Source organism: Stackebrandtia sp. (assembly GCF_035643755.1).
GTDB lineage: Bacteria > Actinomycetota > Actinomycetes > Mycobacteriales > Micromonosporaceae > Stackebrandtia.
The window spans coordinates 15,593-33,266 of record NZ_DASQPW010000212.1 but is presented as its reverse complement, the minus strand read 5'-3'; the positions used below and the strand labels follow the sequence as shown (position 1 = coordinate 33,266).

At 69.1% G+C, this 17,674-nt stretch carries 15 protein-coding genes; 8 read left to right on the top strand and 7 right to left on the bottom strand.

Going from position 1 to position 17,674, the window contains the following annotated elements:
* The first annotated feature begins 103 nt into the window (after positions 1-103).
* Complete coding sequence (locus VE172_RS16385) at positions 104-568, top strand: hypothetical protein (protein ID WP_324803008.1); 465 nt, start codon at positions 104-106, stop codon at positions 566-568.
* A gap of 8 nt (positions 569-576) precedes the next feature.
* On the opposite strand, the gene VE172_RS16380 is transcribed toward VE172_RS16385, so the two are convergent.
* Genes VE172_RS16380 through VE172_RS16370 form a run of 3 tightly spaced genes read right to left on the bottom strand, consistent with a single transcriptional unit; the run spans position 577 to position 3,271 of the window.
* Positions 577-1,263 (bottom strand): response regulator transcription factor, encoded by a 687-nt coding sequence (locus VE172_RS16380; RefSeq protein ID WP_324803007.1) that lies wholly within the window; start codon positions 1,261-1,263, stop codon positions 577-579.
* Positions 1,229-2,413, bottom strand: a complete 1,185-nt coding sequence (locus VE172_RS16375) for a sensor histidine kinase (protein WP_349258415.1) — start codon at positions 2,411-2,413, stop codon at positions 1,229-1,231. Before VE172_RS16375 ends, VE172_RS16380 begins: the two co-directional genes overlap by 35 nt.
* A gap of 24 nt (positions 2,414-2,437) precedes the next feature.
* Positions 2,438-3,271 (bottom strand): CPBP family intramembrane glutamic endopeptidase, encoded by an 834-nt coding sequence (locus tag VE172_RS16370; RefSeq protein WP_324803005.1) that lies wholly within the window; start codon positions 3,269-3,271, stop codon positions 2,438-2,440.
* A 174-nt stretch (positions 3,272-3,445) separates the two neighbouring features.
* Between VE172_RS16370 and VE172_RS16365 the strand changes: the two genes are divergently transcribed.
* A complete protein-coding gene (locus VE172_RS16365; RefSeq protein WP_324803004.1) occupies positions 3,446-5,017 on the top strand; it encodes a ricin-type beta-trefoil lectin domain protein in 1,572 nt (523 codons plus the stop codon).
* Positions 5,018-5,935: 918 nt separating this feature from the next.
* On the opposite strand, the gene ddaH is transcribed toward VE172_RS16365, so the two are convergent.
* Positions 5,936-6,751 (bottom strand): dimethylargininase, encoded by an 816-nt coding sequence (gene ddaH / locus VE172_RS16360; RefSeq protein WP_324803003.1) that lies wholly within the window; start codon positions 6,749-6,751, stop codon positions 5,936-5,938.
* A gap of 142 nt (positions 6,752-6,893) precedes the next feature.
* On the opposite strand from ddaH, the gene VE172_RS16355 reads away from it, so the two are divergent.
* The gene (locus VE172_RS16355) at positions 6,894-8,717 is read left to right on the top strand and encodes a beta-propeller domain-containing protein (protein WP_324803001.1); all 1,824 of its coding nucleotides are present in this window, start codon (positions 6,894-6,896) and stop codon (positions 8,715-8,717) included.
* On the opposite strand, the gene map is transcribed toward VE172_RS16355, so the two are convergent.
* A complete protein-coding gene (map, locus tag VE172_RS16350) occupies positions 8,714-9,484 on the bottom strand; it encodes a type I methionyl aminopeptidase (protein WP_324803000.1) in 771 nt (256 codons plus the stop codon). The genes VE172_RS16355 and map overlap by 4 nt on opposite strands.
* An 87-nt stretch (positions 9,485-9,571) precedes the next feature.
* Positions 9,572-10,570 carry an endonuclease/exonuclease/phosphatase family protein gene (locus VE172_RS16345; RefSeq protein ID WP_324802999.1) on the bottom strand — a complete coding sequence of 333 codons (999 nt, stop codon included), beginning with the start codon at positions 10,568-10,570 and terminating at the stop codon, positions 9,572-9,574.
* A 246-nt stretch (positions 10,571-10,816) separates the two neighbouring features.
* Between VE172_RS16345 and VE172_RS16340 the strand changes: the two genes are divergently transcribed.
* Entirely contained in the window at positions 10,817-11,089 is a 273-nt protein-coding gene (locus VE172_RS16340) for an SCO4225 family membrane protein (RefSeq protein ID WP_324802997.1), read from the top strand.
* A gap of 106 nt (positions 11,090-11,195) precedes the next feature.
* Positions 11,196-12,836: a glycoside hydrolase family 10-like protein gene (locus tag VE172_RS16335; protein WP_324802996.1), complete on the top strand. Its 1,641-nt coding sequence runs from the start codon at positions 11,196-11,198 to the stop codon at positions 12,834-12,836.
* 161 nt (positions 12,837-12,997) lie between these two features.
* On the opposite strand, the gene VE172_RS16330 is transcribed toward VE172_RS16335, so the two are convergent.
* Positions 12,998-14,746, bottom strand: a complete 1,749-nt coding sequence (locus tag VE172_RS16330; protein WP_324802995.1) for an adenylate/guanylate cyclase domain-containing protein — start codon at positions 14,744-14,746, stop codon at positions 12,998-13,000.
* Positions 14,747-14,900: 154 nt separating this feature from the next.
* On the opposite strand from VE172_RS16330, the gene VE172_RS16325 reads away from it, so the two are divergent.
* From VE172_RS16325 to VE172_RS16315, 3 genes are read left to right on the top strand one after another with little or no spacing between them, the layout of a single operon-like run.
* Positions 14,901-15,812: a lytic transglycosylase domain-containing protein gene (locus VE172_RS16325; protein WP_324802994.1), complete on the top strand. Its 912-nt coding sequence runs from the start codon at positions 14,901-14,903 to the stop codon at positions 15,810-15,812.
* 33 nt (positions 15,813-15,845) lie between these two features.
* Positions 15,846-16,856: a GNAT family N-acetyltransferase gene (locus tag VE172_RS16320; RefSeq protein ID WP_324802993.1), complete on the top strand. Its 1,011-nt coding sequence runs from the start codon at positions 15,846-15,848 to the stop codon at positions 16,854-16,856.
* Between the two features lie 36 nt (positions 16,857-16,892).
* Positions 16,893-17,648 (top strand): MerR family transcriptional regulator, encoded by a 756-nt coding sequence (locus tag VE172_RS16315; RefSeq protein WP_324802992.1) that lies wholly within the window; start codon positions 16,893-16,895, stop codon positions 17,646-17,648.
* Positions 17,649-17,674 lie beyond the last annotated feature (26 nt).

Genomic DNA, 17,674 nt, shown 5'->3' with positions numbered 1-17,674 from the left:
GAGCCGTAACCTGCATGTGCCGATTGCCGTTGTATCCGACGAGACCATGGGCCGCGATCCGGCATTTCGCCGGCGCGGAAGAAAGGTGGGGTCGGAAGCAATGATGGACCGATTTTCAAAGACACTACTGGCCGCCGCCGCCGAATCGGGTCTGGCGACCATCACCCTCAGCCGCCATGTCCCCAGCCTGCGCCGCAACATTCGCAACGACGACGAGGTGATGGTGTTGGCGCACTGTCTGCGCCCCGACGGCCAGCTGTCGGGGGATCACCTGATGCTGGTCACCAAGCGGCGCCTCGTCGTCACCAAGCAGTCGCGCGTGCTGGGCCGGGTGCGGCTCGAGATGGACGCCCCCGTGGCCGAGCTCGGCGACGTGCGCTGGTCGGCCGACCCGACCCTGCCCGGGGTGGAGCTGTCGTTCACGGCCGGGGAGACCCGGCATCGCTTCTGGATGGACGCCCGCCACGGCAAGCAGGTGTGGCGGCTGGATGCCATGCTGGCCAAGCTCTTCCGCCGTCCGTCGGTGCCGGTGGCGACTTTAAGTTCATTCGCGCGCGGGTTCATCTGAGTCCGTGCTCAGTACGACCCGGTCGCCAGGCCGACCCGGTAGGCGAGCACCACGGCCTGGACCCGGTCCCGCAGGTCGAGTTTGGACAATATTCGGGACACATAGGTCTTCACGGTCTCGGCCGTGATGAACAGCCGGGCGGCGATCTCCGCATTGGACAGACCCTCGGCGATCTGCTCGAAGACCTCGAGTTCCCGCGGCGTCAGGGCCCGCTTGACCGCCTCGCGGGCGCCGCGCGCCGGGTCGGAGGGCCGCACCCGGTGCGCGAAGTGGCCGATCAGCGTGCGGGTCACCGTCGGGGCCAGCAGCGCCTCGCCGCGGGCGATGGTCCTCACGCCGTTGACGAGCTCCTCGGTCGGCGAGTCCTTCAGGAGGAATCCGCTGGCCCCGGCCCGCAGCGCCTCATAGACGTATTCATCGACGTTGAACGTCGTGACGACGAGGACCTTCACCGGCTGGGCCACCGTGGGGCCCGCCAACCGCCGGGTCGCCTCGATGCCGTCGAGGATCGGCATCCGAATGTCCATGACGATCACGTCGGGCAGCGACCGGTGCGCCTCCTCCACCGCCCGCGCGCCGTCGGCGGCCTCGCCGACCACCTCCATGTCGGGTTGCGCCGAGAAGATGGTGACGTACCCGGCGCGCACCAGTTCCTGGTCCTCACCGATCAGTACGCGGATCGGGGCGTCGGTCATGGGCACTCCTGGAGGGGATCAGGGCGGTGACACCGAATCCGCCATCGGGGCGGGTTCCGGTGTCAAGTTCACCATCCAGCATGCGCAGCCGTTCCCGCAGACCCGCCAGACCCCGTCCGCCCGACCCGGTCGCGGGCGCCGCGTCGGACGGGCCCCGCGTCACGACCTCGACGACGAGGCGATCGTCCTCGTGGCTCACCCGCACCCGGGTCGGCCGCCGCGCCGCGTACTTCAGCGCGTTGGTGAGCGCCTCCTGCGCCACGCGGTAGGCGGCCAGCTCCACGTCCACCGGCCGGGGCCGTCGGCGTCCCTCCTCGACGAAGTCGATGGGCTGACCCGATTCCCGGGCCCGCTCGACCAGGTCGGCGATCCGCCCCGGGGCGGGGTGCCGGTCGGCGGCCGATTCCCCCGTGGCCTCCAGGACCCCCAGCAGCTGCCGCAGCTCGGTCAGGGCCCGGCGCCCGGTGCCGCCGATCGAGCCGAGGTCCACAACGGCCCGCTCGGGATCGCCCTTGACCAGGAACTTGGCGGCGTCGGCCTGCACCACCATGGCGGTGACGTGGTGGGTCACCACGTCGTGCAGCTCGCGGGCGATCCGGCCCCGTTCGGCGGCGGCGGCCAGCTCGGCGGCGAGCTCGCGGCGTTGCCTCTCGCTGGACCGCCAGCTGCGCATCGCCGTGCCCGTCAGCCAGACCACCGCCAGCACCAGGAGGTACGCGACGAAGTCCTGGGGATGGTTGGGCGACCCGAGCAGGTGAAGTGTGACCGCCATTCCACAGTAGGCGATGGCGGCGGCGGCCATGGTGGACCGCCGGAACCGGACCTGGTGGGCCCCGGCCGAATACAGCGCGACGTAAAGACCAACGCTGCCAAAGGTTTGCGGATACGCCAGCGCCTGGTGTGCGGCGAACGCGGCGCCGATCACCGCCAGGCACCCGGCGGGCCACCGGGTGCGCGCCAGCAGCGGCACGCACTGCGCCAGGACCAGGATCACGCCGAGGGGGTCGATCGGGCGCGGCGGCAGGTCGCCGATCTGCGCGCCGATGGTCGACAGGGTCGGCACGAATGCCAGCCCGGCCAGCGCCGCCGCCAGCGAAACGTCCGCTATGGACGTCACGAGGAGGCGGCGCTGGAAAAGCAAGGGGGCCATGCGGGTTACCGACACGCCGCGAGCCTAACGGCGCGATCGGCGCATCGGGACGATCCGTCCCTCGCGGCGGGCGCGGGACAGCATCAGTACCGCGATCGCCGCGCCCACGATTATCGGCACGATCGAGGCCTCGATGCCGAAGTCGCCGCCCGACCAGATGGCCGGGCCGTGGGCGTGGGCGGAGAGGATCCCGCCCGTCTCGTGGCCGGAGGTCGGGATGCCCAGCAGCGTCTGGGTGGTGTTCCAGGCGAAGTGGAAGCCGGCGACGAACCAGATGCTGCGGCGCCACAGGAACCCGGCGCCGAGCAGGACCCCGGCCTCGACGGCTATCGCCAGCGAGCTCCACAGTGTCGCGCCCGGGTTGCCGAGGTGGACCAGGCCGAAGAAGACCGCGGTGATCGCCACGGCGACGCCGCTGCCGAACATCCGCTCCAGGGCCTGAAGCGCCAGACCCCGAAACAGCAGTTCCTCGGTGACGGCGCCCGCCAGCGACACCGAGGCCGCCGACACCACCGCCCACAGAAGGTTTCCGGATCCCCAGGTAAAGCTGTACCCACCGAGGATCGCGATCAGGGCCACCGACCCGAGGAGGAAGCCGAGGCCCATCGCGACGCCCGAGGCCGCCTGCCTGGCCGCCCCCGCGCGGGCGATCTCGGGCACCTCGCGCCGCGCCACGTACTTCATGACCAGCCAGTAGGCGGCCAGCGCGAGCACGGCGCCGACGACGGGGAGCACCGGGGCGGGCGCTCCGGCCAATGTGGAAGCCGCGCCGACGGCGACGAGTCCGATGATCATCCATACGGGAGACAGGCGGCCCCATCGCTTCAGGCGGCCGTCTTCGCTGTGTGTGTTTTCCATGTGTCGAAGCTATGGAAACGGGGCACCCCCGCGAATCCCCTGCGGGGGAACAGTTTCGGTAGCTCTGTCGGGGGATGCCCCAGATAAGAACACGAAAGCTCTTCACATTCACGCTGAGTATCGCTAGTCTCGCTATCAAGTTACAGATTTGGATGCCTCGATAGGGAGACAGCCATGTCCCAAGCCCGTAAACGCCTACTGGCGGTGGGAAGCGTCCTGCTTCTGACCGTCGCGACACTCTCGACGAACATCGGCTCGGCCGCCGCGGCCGAGCGACCACAGATCAAGGCCCTGCCCGACAACCTGGAGAAGATCCGCGCCGACGAGGCCCGCGATCTCTACGGCTCCAGCGACATCAAGCCGCTGGATGACCGCAAGACCTCGCTGGTCACCATGGGCGACAGCGAGATCTCCGGCGAGGGCGTCGGCAACTACGAACCCGGCACTCACACCGACGGCAACTGGTGTGATCGGTCGCTGGATCAGGCGGTGCACCGCACCGGCATCGACAGCGACGAACAGTACAACGTGGCCTGCTCCGGCGCGGCCAGCCCGGATCTCATCCAGGGATCGGGCTCGCACCAATGGAACGAGCTCAACCAGGGCGACAACCTCGCCATCAAGGCCCGCAACACCCACATCAAACTGATCTGGATGGTGATCGGCGCCAACGACAGCGGCGGCATCGAGTTCGGCCCCACCGCCACCGACTGCGTCACGCGGCGGATCCTGTTCGAGGGCCCGTGCTGGAAGAAGAACACCGACGACTGGGCGGCGCGGGTCAGCGTGTCGAAAGACGGCGTGGCCAAGTCGATCGACGCGATCCGCCAGACCATGTCCGAGGCGGGCTACGCCGACGGCGACTACCAGTTCGTTACCATGTCGTACCCCTCCCCAGGCGGTCCCGACGTGGAGGACAACCCGAACTTCCCCGGCTGGTACGCGGGCGGTTGTCTGCTGTACCTGGCGGACGCGGCCTTCGCCCGCAACAAGGCGGTGCCGCTGTTCGACAACGCGATCCGCGAGACCGCGACGTCCAAGGGCGTGCGCTACCTCGACTCCAGCCACCTGTTCGACGGCCACGGCGTCTGCGAGGACAACACCTGGGCGCGCGGCGTCTACGTGGAGCCCAACGAGCTGCCGTCCGAAAACGCCTTCCGACAATCCCTGCACCCCAACTATCGCGGCCACGGCGCCTTCGCGCAGTGCATCACGTCGCTGTACGAGCACCCGTCCTGGAAGTCGGCCACCTGCGTCGACCCCGCCAGCACGGGCGACGCCAGCCTGTACCAGGGCCTGTTCGCGTTCCAGGACATCAAGAACGCCGACAGCGGCCTGTGCGTGGACGCCAAGGGGTACGACTCGAGGGAGGGCACGCCGTTGCAGTCGTACGGCTGCCACGGCGGGCGCAACCAGGGGTACTACTACGACTCCAGCCAGAAGTCGTTTCACGTGGAACTGTCGTACGACCGCTGCGTCGACTACGGCGACGGAACCTCGGGTACCCAACTGACACTGTCCAACTGCGACGGTGGCACCAACCAGCGCTTCGCCGTCGACTCGGCGGGAATCCACCCCGCGGGCAGCGACGACCTGTGCGCCGCCTTCGACGGCGCGGGCTCGGGCTCGCCGCTGGTGCTGGCGTCGTGCGACGGCGCGGGCGCCAAGCTGTCGCTCGAGGACCGCAACTACTCGAACCCCGTGGGCTACAACCACGACGACTTCATCGGATCGAAGGTCTACTAGGGATTAATCGGGTGTGGGTGGCGCCGTTGCTCGACGGTGCCACCCACACCCGAGTCATCAAGCACAGTTTTGAGTTCCGCGAGTTTTGCGAAGCATGGCGACTTCAAGGCAGTTTCGCCCATCGACCGTTCCACTGTGGGCGTTCATTACCCAAGCCCCAGAACAACGGTAAGGGGGACCACAAGGCCATGTCTGTCCACAGTTGCACCGAACACGGACCCTCAGGTTCCGTGCACGTGAGGGTGTTCGATCCCGACACCACACCCACTTTCAGGCTCGGTCTCCGCTACCCGCACGGGCCACTGGCCGATCATGCTAGGGCGATCGGGGAGCAGTTCGAGATCCCGAAGACCCATCTGCTGAAAAGGCGCTTGCGCGCCGTCATCGCTTCGGGGGCTGTTTCCACTGTTGTGGGTGCTGCCGAAGCATGGGGAGCGTGGGCAGCGCTGGCCTTGTACTCCGTTGACTGACCATTTCAGACACACGGTGGGGTGGGCGGGAGACCGCAGCGCGAAGGACACGGCGATGTCCACGAAACGACGCCGCAACAAGGAAGCGAAGAGAAACCCGTCAGCCATCTCGCATCGAGCGCGACCACGACGCCGCTGGGGGCGATAACGGGGCGGCAGATGCAACTCCCTCTCGCGCGGCGACGTGAAGAGCGTCGGGTTCACGAGAGTTCGCTACACGGTGAGGGAGCCAGGGACAGCGGGACGGGGACCAACTCCCCCTGCCCCTGCCACGGCCACGTAAAGAGCGTCAGGTTCACAAGGGGTCGCTACACGGTGAGGGAGCCAGGGACAGCGCGACGGGGACCAACTCCCTCTCGCGCGGACAAACAAGCAGCGACACGTTCACGAACGTCCGCCGTCCCGACGGGGCCAGCCTCCGACGGGATGATCGCCCGAGACCAGGGAATCAGGACCGCAGCTCGGCGATGCAGCACTTGACGCTGCCGCCGCCCTTCTTCAGCTCCGACAGGTCCACCGCCACGGGGCGGTACCCGCGGTCGGCGAGCTTGTCGGCCATGGCGGTGGCCTCGGTGTTGATCACCACGTTGGCGTTGTCCGACACCAGGTTCAGCCCGAACGCCAGCGCGTCGGCCTCGTCGGCGAGCACCGCGTCGGGGAACAGGTGGCGCAGGATCGCCCGCGACGACGGCGAGAACGCCTCGGGGTAGTAGGCGATCGTGGTGTCGTCCAGCACCGTCAGCGCGGTGTCGAGGTGGTAGAAGCGCGGGTCGGTCAGCTTCAGCGAGATGACGGGGCGGGCCAGCGCCTCGGCGGCCTCGGCGTGGGCGCGCGGCTCGGTGCGGAAGCCGTAGCCCGCCAGGGCGAGGCCGGGGCCGGGCACGTAGGCGAAGTCGCCCTCGCCCTCGTTGGTCTCGGTGGGTGCCACGAAGCGCCAGCCCGCGCCGCGGTACCACTTCTCGTGGTCGGCGGCCTCGGCCGCGCGCTGCGGGTAGCGGAACTTGGCGCCGAACACCACGCCGCCCACGCTGAACGCGCCGTTGGCGGCGTACACCATGTCGGGCAGGCCGGGCTCGGGCTCCAGCGTGTCGACGGTGTGTCCGAGGTTCTTCAGGGCGTCCACCAGGTGCTGCCACTGGTCGATCGCGCGGTCGGCGTCGACGGGCTCGGTGGTGTCCATCCACGGGTTGATGGCGTACGCGACCGTGAAGTGGGTCGGGCGGCACATCAGGTAGTGGCGCTGGCGCGCGGAACTGGCGGTCACGAATCGAAATCCTAAACGACGACAAACGATCTTGTCTCCGACCAAACGGATGATGCGCGCCGCGGAACCGCGGGAAGGTGATCGGCGTCCCATCGCTATGAAGAAACACCCCGTCGCCAGGGTCGCGGTTGCCTTGAGCGCCTTGGCTTTGCTCACGACCGCCTGCACGAACGCCCAGATCGACCACGACCTGGACGCCGACACCGGTGCGCCGCGCCTGCACGGCGCGCTCACCTCCTTCGACAACTGCGACCAGGCCCTGAAGGCCCTCAAGACCCACGCCAAGCAGTACGCCACGGCCAGCGTCTTCGGCTACGGCATCGAGAACGACGCCGCGGGCGGCAAGGCGGGGGCCGCGCAGGCCGACGGCAAGGCGCCGTCGCACTCCACCACGAACGTCCAGGAAGCGGGCATCGACGAGCCCGACATGGTGAAGAACGACGGCAAGCGGATCCTGGCGGTGCGCGGCGGCAAGCTGTACGTGGTGAGCGCCGCCAAGTCGAGGATCACGGGCACCGTGAAGCTCGACAAGCGCGAGTCGTCCAACTACGGCTATCTCGGCGACGGCGAGATCCTGCTGCACGGCGACCGCGCGCTGGTGATCCTGCCGTACTCGCCGATGATGCCGATGGAGTGGAAGGACGAGCCCACCGAGCCCCGTTCCCACACCGACATCAAGCTGGTCGACCTGTCGCACGCGAAACCCAAGGTGGTCAGCCAGTACAGCGTCGAGGGCGACTACGTGGACGCCCGCGCCGTCGACGGCGTGAACCGCGTGGTGGTGCGCTCCAGCCCGCACTTCGAGATCCCGCAGTCGGGCGCGATCAGCGACGACACGGTGAGGGAGGCCATCGACGACTCGGAGATCTCCGACTGGATGCCGCGCTACATCTCCGACGGCAAGACGGGCCAGATCGGCTGCCGCTCGATGGCCCGCCCCTCCGACTACTCGGGCACCTCCACCCTGTCGGTGTTGACGTTCGGCTCCGACTCCAAGCTCGGCGACGGCGACCCCGTGTCCATCGAGGCCGACGGCTCCACGGTGTATGGCAGCGCCGATTCCCTGTACGTGGCCAACGATCGCCGCGACTTCGCCACGGGCGACTGGCGGCGCCCCGCCCCCGCCCGCACCGAGCTGTACCGATTCTCCATAAAGGATGACGGTGCGCCGAGCTTCGCGGGCTCCGCGAAGGTCCCCGGCTACCTGCTCAACCAGTACTCGATGTCCGAATGGGACGGACACCTGCGCGTGGCCACCACCACGTCCCCGCAGACCACCTCCGACTCCTCGGCGTCCTCGTCCAGCACCGTCTACGAACTCGCCGTGGGTGCCGACGACATGAAACGGGTCGGCAAGCTCGGCGGTCTCGGGGCCGACGAGACCATCCAGGCGGTGCGTTTCGTCGACGACACCGGCTACGTGGTCACCTACCGCCAGACCGACCCCCTGTTCGTCCTCGACCTCTCCGATCCCAAGCACCCCAAGCAGACGGGGAAGCTGAAGATGAACGGCTTCTCGTCGTACCTGCACCCGATGAGCGCCGACCGCCTGATCGGAGTGGGCCAGGCGGGCGACTCCTCGGGGGCCACCACGGGCGCGCAGGTCTCGCTGTTCGACGTGCACGACCGCGCCCACCCCAAGCGCGAGGACGAGTACCACGCCGACTCCCGCTACTCGTACTCGCAGGCCGCGTCCGACCCGCACGCCTTCACCTACTGGGCGAAGCGCGACCTGCTGGTGGTCCCGATGGCCGACGGCAACGGGCGCGACGGCGCGCTGCTGCTGACCGTCAAGTCCGACAGCGTGAAGTACCGCGCCACGGTCACCCACAAGGGTTCCAACGACGGCATCGGCATCTCGCGGTCCCTCGTCATCGGCGATACCTTGTGGACGGTGTCGGGCTCGGGCATGAAGGCCAGCGATCTCGACAAGCTGTCGAGCGACACCTGGGTGCCGTTCGACTAGTTCGGCAGCGTCAGGATCTCCGCGCCGTCGTCGGTGATGGCGATGGTGTGTTCGGAGTGCGCGGTGCGGCTGCCGGTCGCGCTGCGCAGCGTCCACCCGTCGGCGTCGGTGACCAGCTTCGCGGTGTCGGCCATGACCCACGGCTCCAGCGCCAACAGCAGCCCCGGCCGCAGCTTATATCCGCGTCCCGGCTTGCCGATGTTGGACACGTGCGGGTCCTGGTGCATGGTCGAGCCGATGCCGTGCCCGCCGAACTCGGTGTTGACCTCGTACCCGGCCTTTTCCAGGACGGTGCCGATCGCGTGCGAGAGGTCGCCGATGCGGGCCCCGGGGCGGGCGGCGGCGATCCCCGCCGCCAGGGCCTCACGGGTGGCGGCGATCATCGCGGTGTCGGCGCCCGAACGCGCCTTGCCCACCACGAAGCTGATCGCGGAGTCGGCGGCGATGCCGTCCTTCAGCACGGCCAGGTCCAGCGACAGCAGGTCGCCGTCGGCGAGCGCGTAGTCGTGGGGCAGGCCGTGCAGCACGGCGTCGTTGACGGACGTGCAGATGTAGTGCCCGAAGGGCCCGCGCCCGAACGGCGGGGCGTAGTCGACGTAACAGGACTCGGCGCCCGCGTCGGCGATCATCTCGCGGGTCCACCGGTCGATGTCCAGCAGGTTCGTGCCGACCTCGGCGCGGTCCCGCATCGCGCGCAGGATCTCGGCGACCAGGGCCCCGGTCCGCCTCGCCCGCGACACCTCGCCGGGGTTGAGGATCTCGATCATGCGCTGCCCCTCTCGAACGGCCCGTGATCTTATCGTTCGCCTACCGCGGCGGGGCCCCGCGGTAGGACGGCTCCCCTCCCGGCCGTCCTACCGCACTTCCGTGGAGACCGCGCGGTGCTCGGAGTAGTCGCATCCCAGCTGGTGATCCTTGGGGTAGGTGAAGCAGTGACGCTCGGTCCACGGGCGCCTGTCCAGCTTCGCCACCTCCTTGAACCCCACGGTGACGGCGCCGACGAACCGCGCCGGGTCCCCGGCGCCGTGCCGGGCCCACACGAAGTCGATCCGCCGCTTGTGCCCGGCGCCGTGCTTGGCGACGTGGGTCCAGGCGGCGGCCCGCTCGCCGGCGTCGGCGAAGTGGGCCCGGGTCAGGAACTGGTACCACGCCCGGTGCTGGTGGGCGCGGGTCCAGGCCGAGATGTTGAGGTCCCCGGCGGCGATCTGGAGACCGGTGCCGCCGTAGTCGCCGGCGCTGAGCTGCCGGTCGACGTCGCGGGCGTTGGCGGCGGCGCACGGGCGGCCCCCGGCGTACGGCGTCGACCAGTGCAGGGACGCCGCGGTGACGGTCCCCTGGCCCTTCACGGAGAAGATCGCCTTGAGGTCGCGGGTGCCCGAGTGCTTGGTGCGCACGCAGTGGTGGTGCTTCTCGTGCAGGGACTGCCAGCTCTTCAGCGAGCCGGGCAGGTACGCCAGCTCGTCGCGCTTCCACACGATCGCGTTGAGCTGGTGGCTCTTTTGCGCCGTGCAGGTCCGCTCGTGGGTGTTGGCGGTGCCCGGCGCGGCCATCCCCACGAAGTCGTTCCCCCGGGTGGCGCGGTTGAGGCGCGCGACGAATTCCCGCAGCTGGGTCTTGCCGCCGATCTCCTGTAGGAAGACGATGTCGGGTTTCGGGCGGTCGGCGATGTATTTCGCCAGGTTGTGCCAGTCCCCGGGGCATTGCGCCTTCTCGGTGAGGAGGTTTTCCATGTTCACGGTGTAGACCCGCAGGGAGGGAGTGGGGCGGGAGCCCGCGCCGCTGGCGCCGGCGGCGCCAGCGAGCGTCGCGACGGCGACGGCGAGCACGGCGGCACACGCGTGGAACCTTGTCACCACAACACCTCCAGGCGTTTCACTGTAGACCCTACAAGTTGTGGTGTTGAAACATTACATCAGCGATCGACGCCGCGCCATAAGACATTTGTCCGACGCGTTCGGTCCGTACGTGCGGCAACGCGATCCTCAGGTACGACGCGCTTCGCGCATTTTGTCCACATTCGATAAAGATGTGACACAGTAGACTTACGCGGACAGGGCGGCGCACACCCTAGATCGCCGCCGGGGATGGGAATCGAAGACATGTACAAGTTCGGAAAAATCGTTCAATGGATCGCGATCGCCTATTTCGTGGTCGTCGTGGCCACCGCGATACTCGTCGAGGTGTTGGTCAACACGGGTCCCGACGCGAACTTCGCCGGGGTCTATCTGATCGCCGTCACCCTGCCGCTGTCGGCGATCGGCATGGCCATCCCGCTCACCGGCCTCGCTGCCAGTCTCATGTACGTCGGCTTCGGCCTCGTCCAGGCCGCCATCCTGTGGATCATCGGACGGATCATCGTCAAGAAGGCGTGAAGCGCGTTTATGGACGCGTTATCTCCCGGGGCTTTCGCAACCGTGCGGGATCTGCGATGCTTCTTCGTCGACTGGCAATTCCGCACCTGACGACAGGAGCCCGCAGATGCCCGACTTCCGTGTGCCCGCGCTGACCCGGCGCGGGGTGCTGGGCGCGGCCGGAGCGGTGGCCGCCACCGGCGCCGCGGCGTGGACCGGATCGATCGCCTTCGCCGATACGGCGTCCGACAAGGGACACTGCGACACCGACCCGGCCAAGCCGAAGCGGCAGTTCCGCGCCTCCTGGATCGCCACCACCGCCAACGTGGACTGGCCGTCCAAGCCGGGCCTCGACGTCGACACCCAAAAGGCCGAGTACCAGCGCTTCCTGGACGAGGCCAACGAATACCGCCTCAACGCGGTGGTCACCCAGATCCGCCCCACCGCCGACGCCTTCTGGCCGTCCAAGCACGAGCCGTGGTCGCGCTGGATCACCGGCACCCAGGGCAAGGACCCGGGCTACGACCCGCTGGCCTTCGCCGTGGACGCCACCCACGCCGCGGGCCTGGAGTTCCACGCCTGGCTCAACCCGTACCGCATCAGCATGAAGGAGTCCACCGGGGACGTCGGCACCGATCCGTCCAAGCTGTCGGCCGACCACCCCGCCCGCAAACACCCCGACTGGGTGGTGGCGTACCCCAAAAAGGACGGACAGCTCTACTACAACCCGGGCATTCCCGAGGTCCGCGAGTTCGTCATCGAGGCGATGATGGAGGCCGTCGACAAGTACGACATCGACGCGATTCACTTCGACGACTACTTCTACCCGTACCCGGTCGGCACCGAGCAGTTCGACGACGCCGACACCTTCAAGAAGTACGGCGGCGACTTCACCGACATCGCCGACTGGCGCCGCGACAACACCGACCAGCTGATCAGGGGCCTCGGCAAGCGCATCAAGAAGTCCAAGCCCTGGGTGCGCTTCGGCATCAGCCCATTCGGCGTGTGGCGCAACAAGTCCAACGACCCGCTGGGCTCCGACACCACCGCGGGCGCCGAGACCTACTCCTCGCTGTACGCCGACACCCGCAAGTGGGTGCGCAAGGGCTGGATCGACTACATCGCGCCGCAGATCTACTGGGCGATGACCCTGAAGGCCGCGTCCTACAAGGTGCTCACCCAGTGGTGGGACGACGTGTGCTCCGGTGTGGACTGTCAGCTCTTCGTCGGCGAGGCCACCTACAAGGTCGACGTCGACACCGCCTCCCCCGAGTGGAAGGGCGACCCCAAGGAGCTGCTCAACCACCTCACCCTGGACCGCACCCACCCCGAGATCGACGGCAACATCTACTTCTCGGCCACCTCGGTGCGTCAGGACAAACTGGACGCCATGACCCTGCTGCGCGACGAGCACTACACCCGCCCCGCGCTGGTGCCCGCGCCGAAACACCTGGGGGGCAAGGCCCCCAAGGCGCCCAAGGTCTCCTCGCTCAGCCACGACGGCAAGGGATACACCCTGAAATGGAGGGACGCCTCGCGCCGCGACGGCATCGACGCCACCGGGTGGTACGCGATCTACGCCGTGTCGGGCAAGGTGGACGACTGCTCCCTGGCCGACGCCACCCACCTGATCGCGGTGCGCCCCGCCACGGGCGACGCCGAGGAATACAGCTGGGGCGGCGACGCCGACCCGAAGCTCCAGGTCGCCGTCACCGCCCTCAACCGCGTCTGGCAGGAGAGTAAACCCGCCGTCGCGAAACCGTCCTAAGAGCTCCTGAATCATTAACTGTCCGGTTCGGAACCGCGAGGCGGCGATTGGCGGCGTTGTCGGCACTGCCGCATACAACACCGGTATGCGACAGCACCTCCGCCTTGCCACTCATCCACCTCGCGGCCCCTCACTGATCGAACGCCAATAATCCAGGAGCTCTAAGCCGAAATCGTTCGCGCCCAACTCAACCGCGGCAACGGCAGCCGCGACAGCCGGGACGGCAGGGCGGGTGCCGCCTGGCCCGCCGCCCGTCGCCCGGCGTCGGCGTACCAGCGCACCGGGGCGGGGAGCCGGTAGAGGGCCCCCCGCTCGGTGCGCTGGATGTCCACCAGGGATGAGTCGACCAGTTCGATGAGCGCCGCCAGCGCCTCGCCCGAGCCGCCGCACAGCCGCTCCACGTCGTCGACCCCGGCGGGCTCGGGCAGGGCGGCCATGGCGCGCAACAGTTGCGCGGCCCGGGGCGCCAGACCGTGGCACGCGGCGTCCAGCGCCAGCGACAGCTCCCGCTTGGCGTCGAGGATCGCCAGCGGGTCGTGGCGCAGCCGCCTCAGCAGCCCCGTGAGGCCGTAAAGCGGCACGGCGCGGGCGAGGATGTCGATCGCGGGCGGGAAGCCGTCCACGGCGCCCGCCAGGGCCTCGCAGTCGCCGGGATCGACGCCGCCGTCGGCCTCGGCGGCGCGGCGCCGCAGCAGCACCGCCGCGTCGGCCACCTTCATGGTCGGCAGCGCCCACTTCACCTCGCCCGGCAGGCCCAGCGGGCGCGCCGAGGCCGACAGCACGCTGAGCCGGGGGCACTCGGCCAGCAGCCGGGTGACGCCGCCGACATGCTCGGCCGCGGTGCCGTCCAGCACCACCAGGCAGTCCTTGTGGCGCAGGCCCTCCACCACGGTGTCCATCATGGATCTGAAGGGGTCGCCGCGCAGGCCGACCGCCCGGGTCAGCGTCGTGCCCAGGTCGTCGGCGGCCGTCAGCGCGGCGTACCAGACGCCGTCACGGTAGCCGGCGGCCAGCCGGCTGGCCAGGTGGCACACCAGCCGGGTCTTGCCGGTCCGGGGAAGGGCGGTGACGCTGGTGAGCCGGTGACCGTCGACCAGGCGGGCCAGCTGGATCAGCTCGGCGCCGCGCCCGATGAACTCGTCGGGGTCGGCGGGAACGTTGTCGTGGCGGGCCGCGGTGGCCGGGGCCGGAAAGGTCTCGGGCAGCCCGCGGCCGGTGATCTGGTGCAGCCGTTCGGTGTCGTCGAAGCCGCGCAGCTGGAACAGACCGAGATCGGCCACGTCGGCCTCCTCAGGGGAGCCGCCCGCGGCGTCGAGTGTGGATTGTGAACAGAGGATCTGGTCGCCGTGGGCCGCCGCGCACACCCGCGCGGCGCGGTGAACCGCCGAGGTGGCATATCCCTGCGAATCCGGTGTGGCCCAAGCGGTATGGATGCCAATGCGTATCTTCGGACGCGCCGGCGCGCTCCACCGTGGATCGGTGGGCCACGCGTACGCGTTCATGGCGTGCTGGACATCAAGGGCCGCGCGCACCGCGCCCGCCGCCGTCGAGAAGGCGACAAAAAAGGAATCGCCCTCGGTGAGCAATTCCGTTCCGGTGTACGCGGTGAAGACCTCTCGCAGGAGCCGACGGTGTTCGTGCAGCACCCTCCGGTATCCGTCTCCCAGAGTGTGAGCCAAACGAGTCGATCCCTCGATGTCGGTGAATAGAAAAGTGACCAGACCGCTGGGAAGAACGCCTGGCCTCAAAGTGGTGCCCACCTTAAATACCTCCTCTTCCCCCGTGGGCAGGGCGACCGCCGCGCCGGTGGTGACGCGGCGGTGCGCGTGACATGGTGTTAACGGGTGCCCCCGTTTTAGCGCGCGGTGCGCCGGCCGAGCAACGCAACGCGGTGCCCTAACCAAGCACATAAAGGGGCTCGCCAGGCGAAACGATCTACCCCATCGTACGGTTGCGACCTGATTACAAATAGTTATCGCCACGCGAGCGAGTCGGACACGAGTGTCCGTCATCTGCCGTCGTGAGGGGTGGCGTTACGGCGAGTATTGAGAGATACTCGCCAACGTGCTGCAAAGCAACCCCCGATTCCCCCGGCGTGTCCTCAAGGGACTGAAACGTCAATGGCGCAGGGTGCGCCGTCCCTCCGGACGCATGGTCACCCAGGCGACCCTCACCGTCGCCGTGGTCGCCGGCGCCCTGGGTCTGGCGGTGTACGCGGTGCCGAATCTGGGGCCGAATTGGGGTTACGGAGATTCCGACGACTCCACCCCGGCCGCCAAGGAGAGCGACGAGCCCCTGGCGCTGCCGCCCGGTCTGGACGCCCCGCCCGGCATCCCCGACGTCCCCGTGCCCGGCGAGGGCGACGGCTCGGACTCCTCATCGTCCCCTTCGGACAACGGCAAGGGCGGGCTGGAGGCGATGCGCGACTGGGCGAAGTCGCTGACCAGGGTCGACGTCCCCACCCGCGCCCTGATGGCCTACGGCAACGCCGAGCTGCTGCTCAGCGACGCCAAGCCGGGCTGCCACCTGTCGTGGACCACCCTGGCCGGCCTCGGCGCCGTCGAGAGCCACCACGGCTCCACCGGCGGCACTCACCTGGGCGACGACGGCATCCCCGTCAAGGCGATCCGGGGCCCGGCGCTGGACGGCACCCACGACAACAAGCTGATCAAGGACACCGACGCCGGCCAGTTCGACGGGGACACCAAGTACGACCGCGCCATCGGGCCGCTGCAGTTCATTCCGACCACATGGGAGCGTTGGCAGGTGGACGGCGACGGAGACGGAACCGCCGACCCCAACGATATTGACGACGCCGCCGTGGCTGCCGGATACTATCTGTGTGCGGATGGACGCGACCTCACCACGGCCGAGGGCTGGTATTCCGCGATCTTCTCGTACAACCACAAGGATTCCTACGTCCGTAACGTCTACGACAACGCCGACGCGTACGGAAAGGCGAGCAAGACCGCCTGATGTGACATCCGCTTGCCCCCGAGGAGGTTGAACATGCCGGTGACCGCGTTCGATCCGAGTACCGCCTCCGCCCGGGACATGGAGCAGTGGCGCGACGTCCTCAACGCCATGGTGGACGCCGACATGCCGGGCGAGCCCCGCTGGCACGGCGATCGAATGCGCGAGTACCTGTCGGTGACGCTGCCGGGCGAGCGCCGCCTCGCCTTCGCCGCCCGCGACGCCGACGGGACGATCACCGGCCACGCCAACCTGCTGCTGTTCGGCGGCGAATTCGACGACACCGCGATCTTCGAGATCTTCGTGCGGCCCAGCGAGCGCGGCCGCGGCATCGGGCTGGAGCTGCTGGAGACGGTGGTGCGGCGGGCCGCCGACGAGGGCCGCGAAACCGTTGGGGTGGAGGTCATCGCCACCACCCCCGCCGTCGGTTTCTACGACCGGCTCGGCTTCAAGCGCGCCGTGGTGGAGAACCGCAACCTGCTGGCGATGTCCGAGGTCGACTGGCCCCGCGTGCGCGACATCTCCGGGCGGCTGGCCGCCGGCTACCGCCTGGAGTACTTCACCGGCGGGCTGCCCGAGGGCCTGCTGCCCCGCTACGCGTCCACAAAGGCCCATCTCAAGGTGGACGGCGACGGCGACTCGACCGCCTGGCGCGGCTCGGCCGACGCCGTCCGGCTCCGCGAGAGCCTGTCCACACTGGCCAACCGCGGGATGCGCACCCACCTGGTGGTGGCGCTGTCGGAGCCCGGCGAGGCCGTCGTGGGGCTCACCGAGCTGGTGGTGGCCGCCCAGCGGCCCACCCGCGGCGACCAGTACGACACCGTGGTGGCCCCCACCCACCGCGGCTACGGTCTCGGCCTGGCCATGAAGGCGCGCCTGCTGTGCGAGCTCGCCGACGCCGAGCCCCGGCTGCTGGACGTCCAGACCTGGACGGCGCAGGAGGGCGACCCCCACGAGCACGCCGACGTCGAGCTGGGTTTCCGCAACGACGTAGCGTGGTACGAGTACGAGGCCGACGTAGCCGAACTCCTGCGGCGCCTGGCCTGAGCGACCGAGTGTGAGGTGGCCTGCGTGGCGGGTGGCGTGACGATCAGCCAGGCGGCGGCGTTCGCGGGCGTGACGGTCAAGACGGTGCGGCACTACCACCGCCTCGGCCTGGTCGCCGAGCCCGACCGCGACTCCTCGGGCTATCGGCGTTACGGGTCGGCGGAGCTGCTGCGGCTGGTGCAGGTGCGCACCCTCGCCGAGGCGGGCGTGCCGCTGGCCGAGATCGGCGACCTGCTGGACGCCGACCCCGAGCGGTTCGCCGCCGACGTCGCCGACGTCAAGGCCCGGCTCGCCGAGCGGATCGCCGAACTGGCGTCGCGGCGCGAGATGCTGGACCGCCTGGCGTCGGGCAATCGCCTGCTGCTTCCCGATCGCGCCATCGCGATCCTGGACCGCGCCGCCGAGCTCGACTTCCCGCCCGACTACCTGGCCGCCGCCCACGAGGGCCTCGTCCTGGCCAAGGCCGTGATCCCCGACTTCGACGGCTACCTGGCCGACGTCGAGGCTTCCCTGAAGGACCTCGCGTACGTCGAGCTGCTCAGGCGCAGCTGGGACGCCAGCTCCTGGGATCCCGACGACCCGCGCCTGGAGCAGCTGGCCAAGGACTACGCCGCGCACCTGATCGCCCACCCCGAGCTGCTGGCGGTGCCCTCCAGCCTCAACGACGCCAGCGACGGGCAGTCCCGCGCGGAGGTCATCGAGGACTACCGCCACGAGCGCGCCGACTCCAGCTCCCGCCTGGCCGCGCTGATGCGAGCCGAGCTGCGCGCCGCGGGCATCACCATTAGATGACGTCCCACGCGCCGAAAACTTAAGGT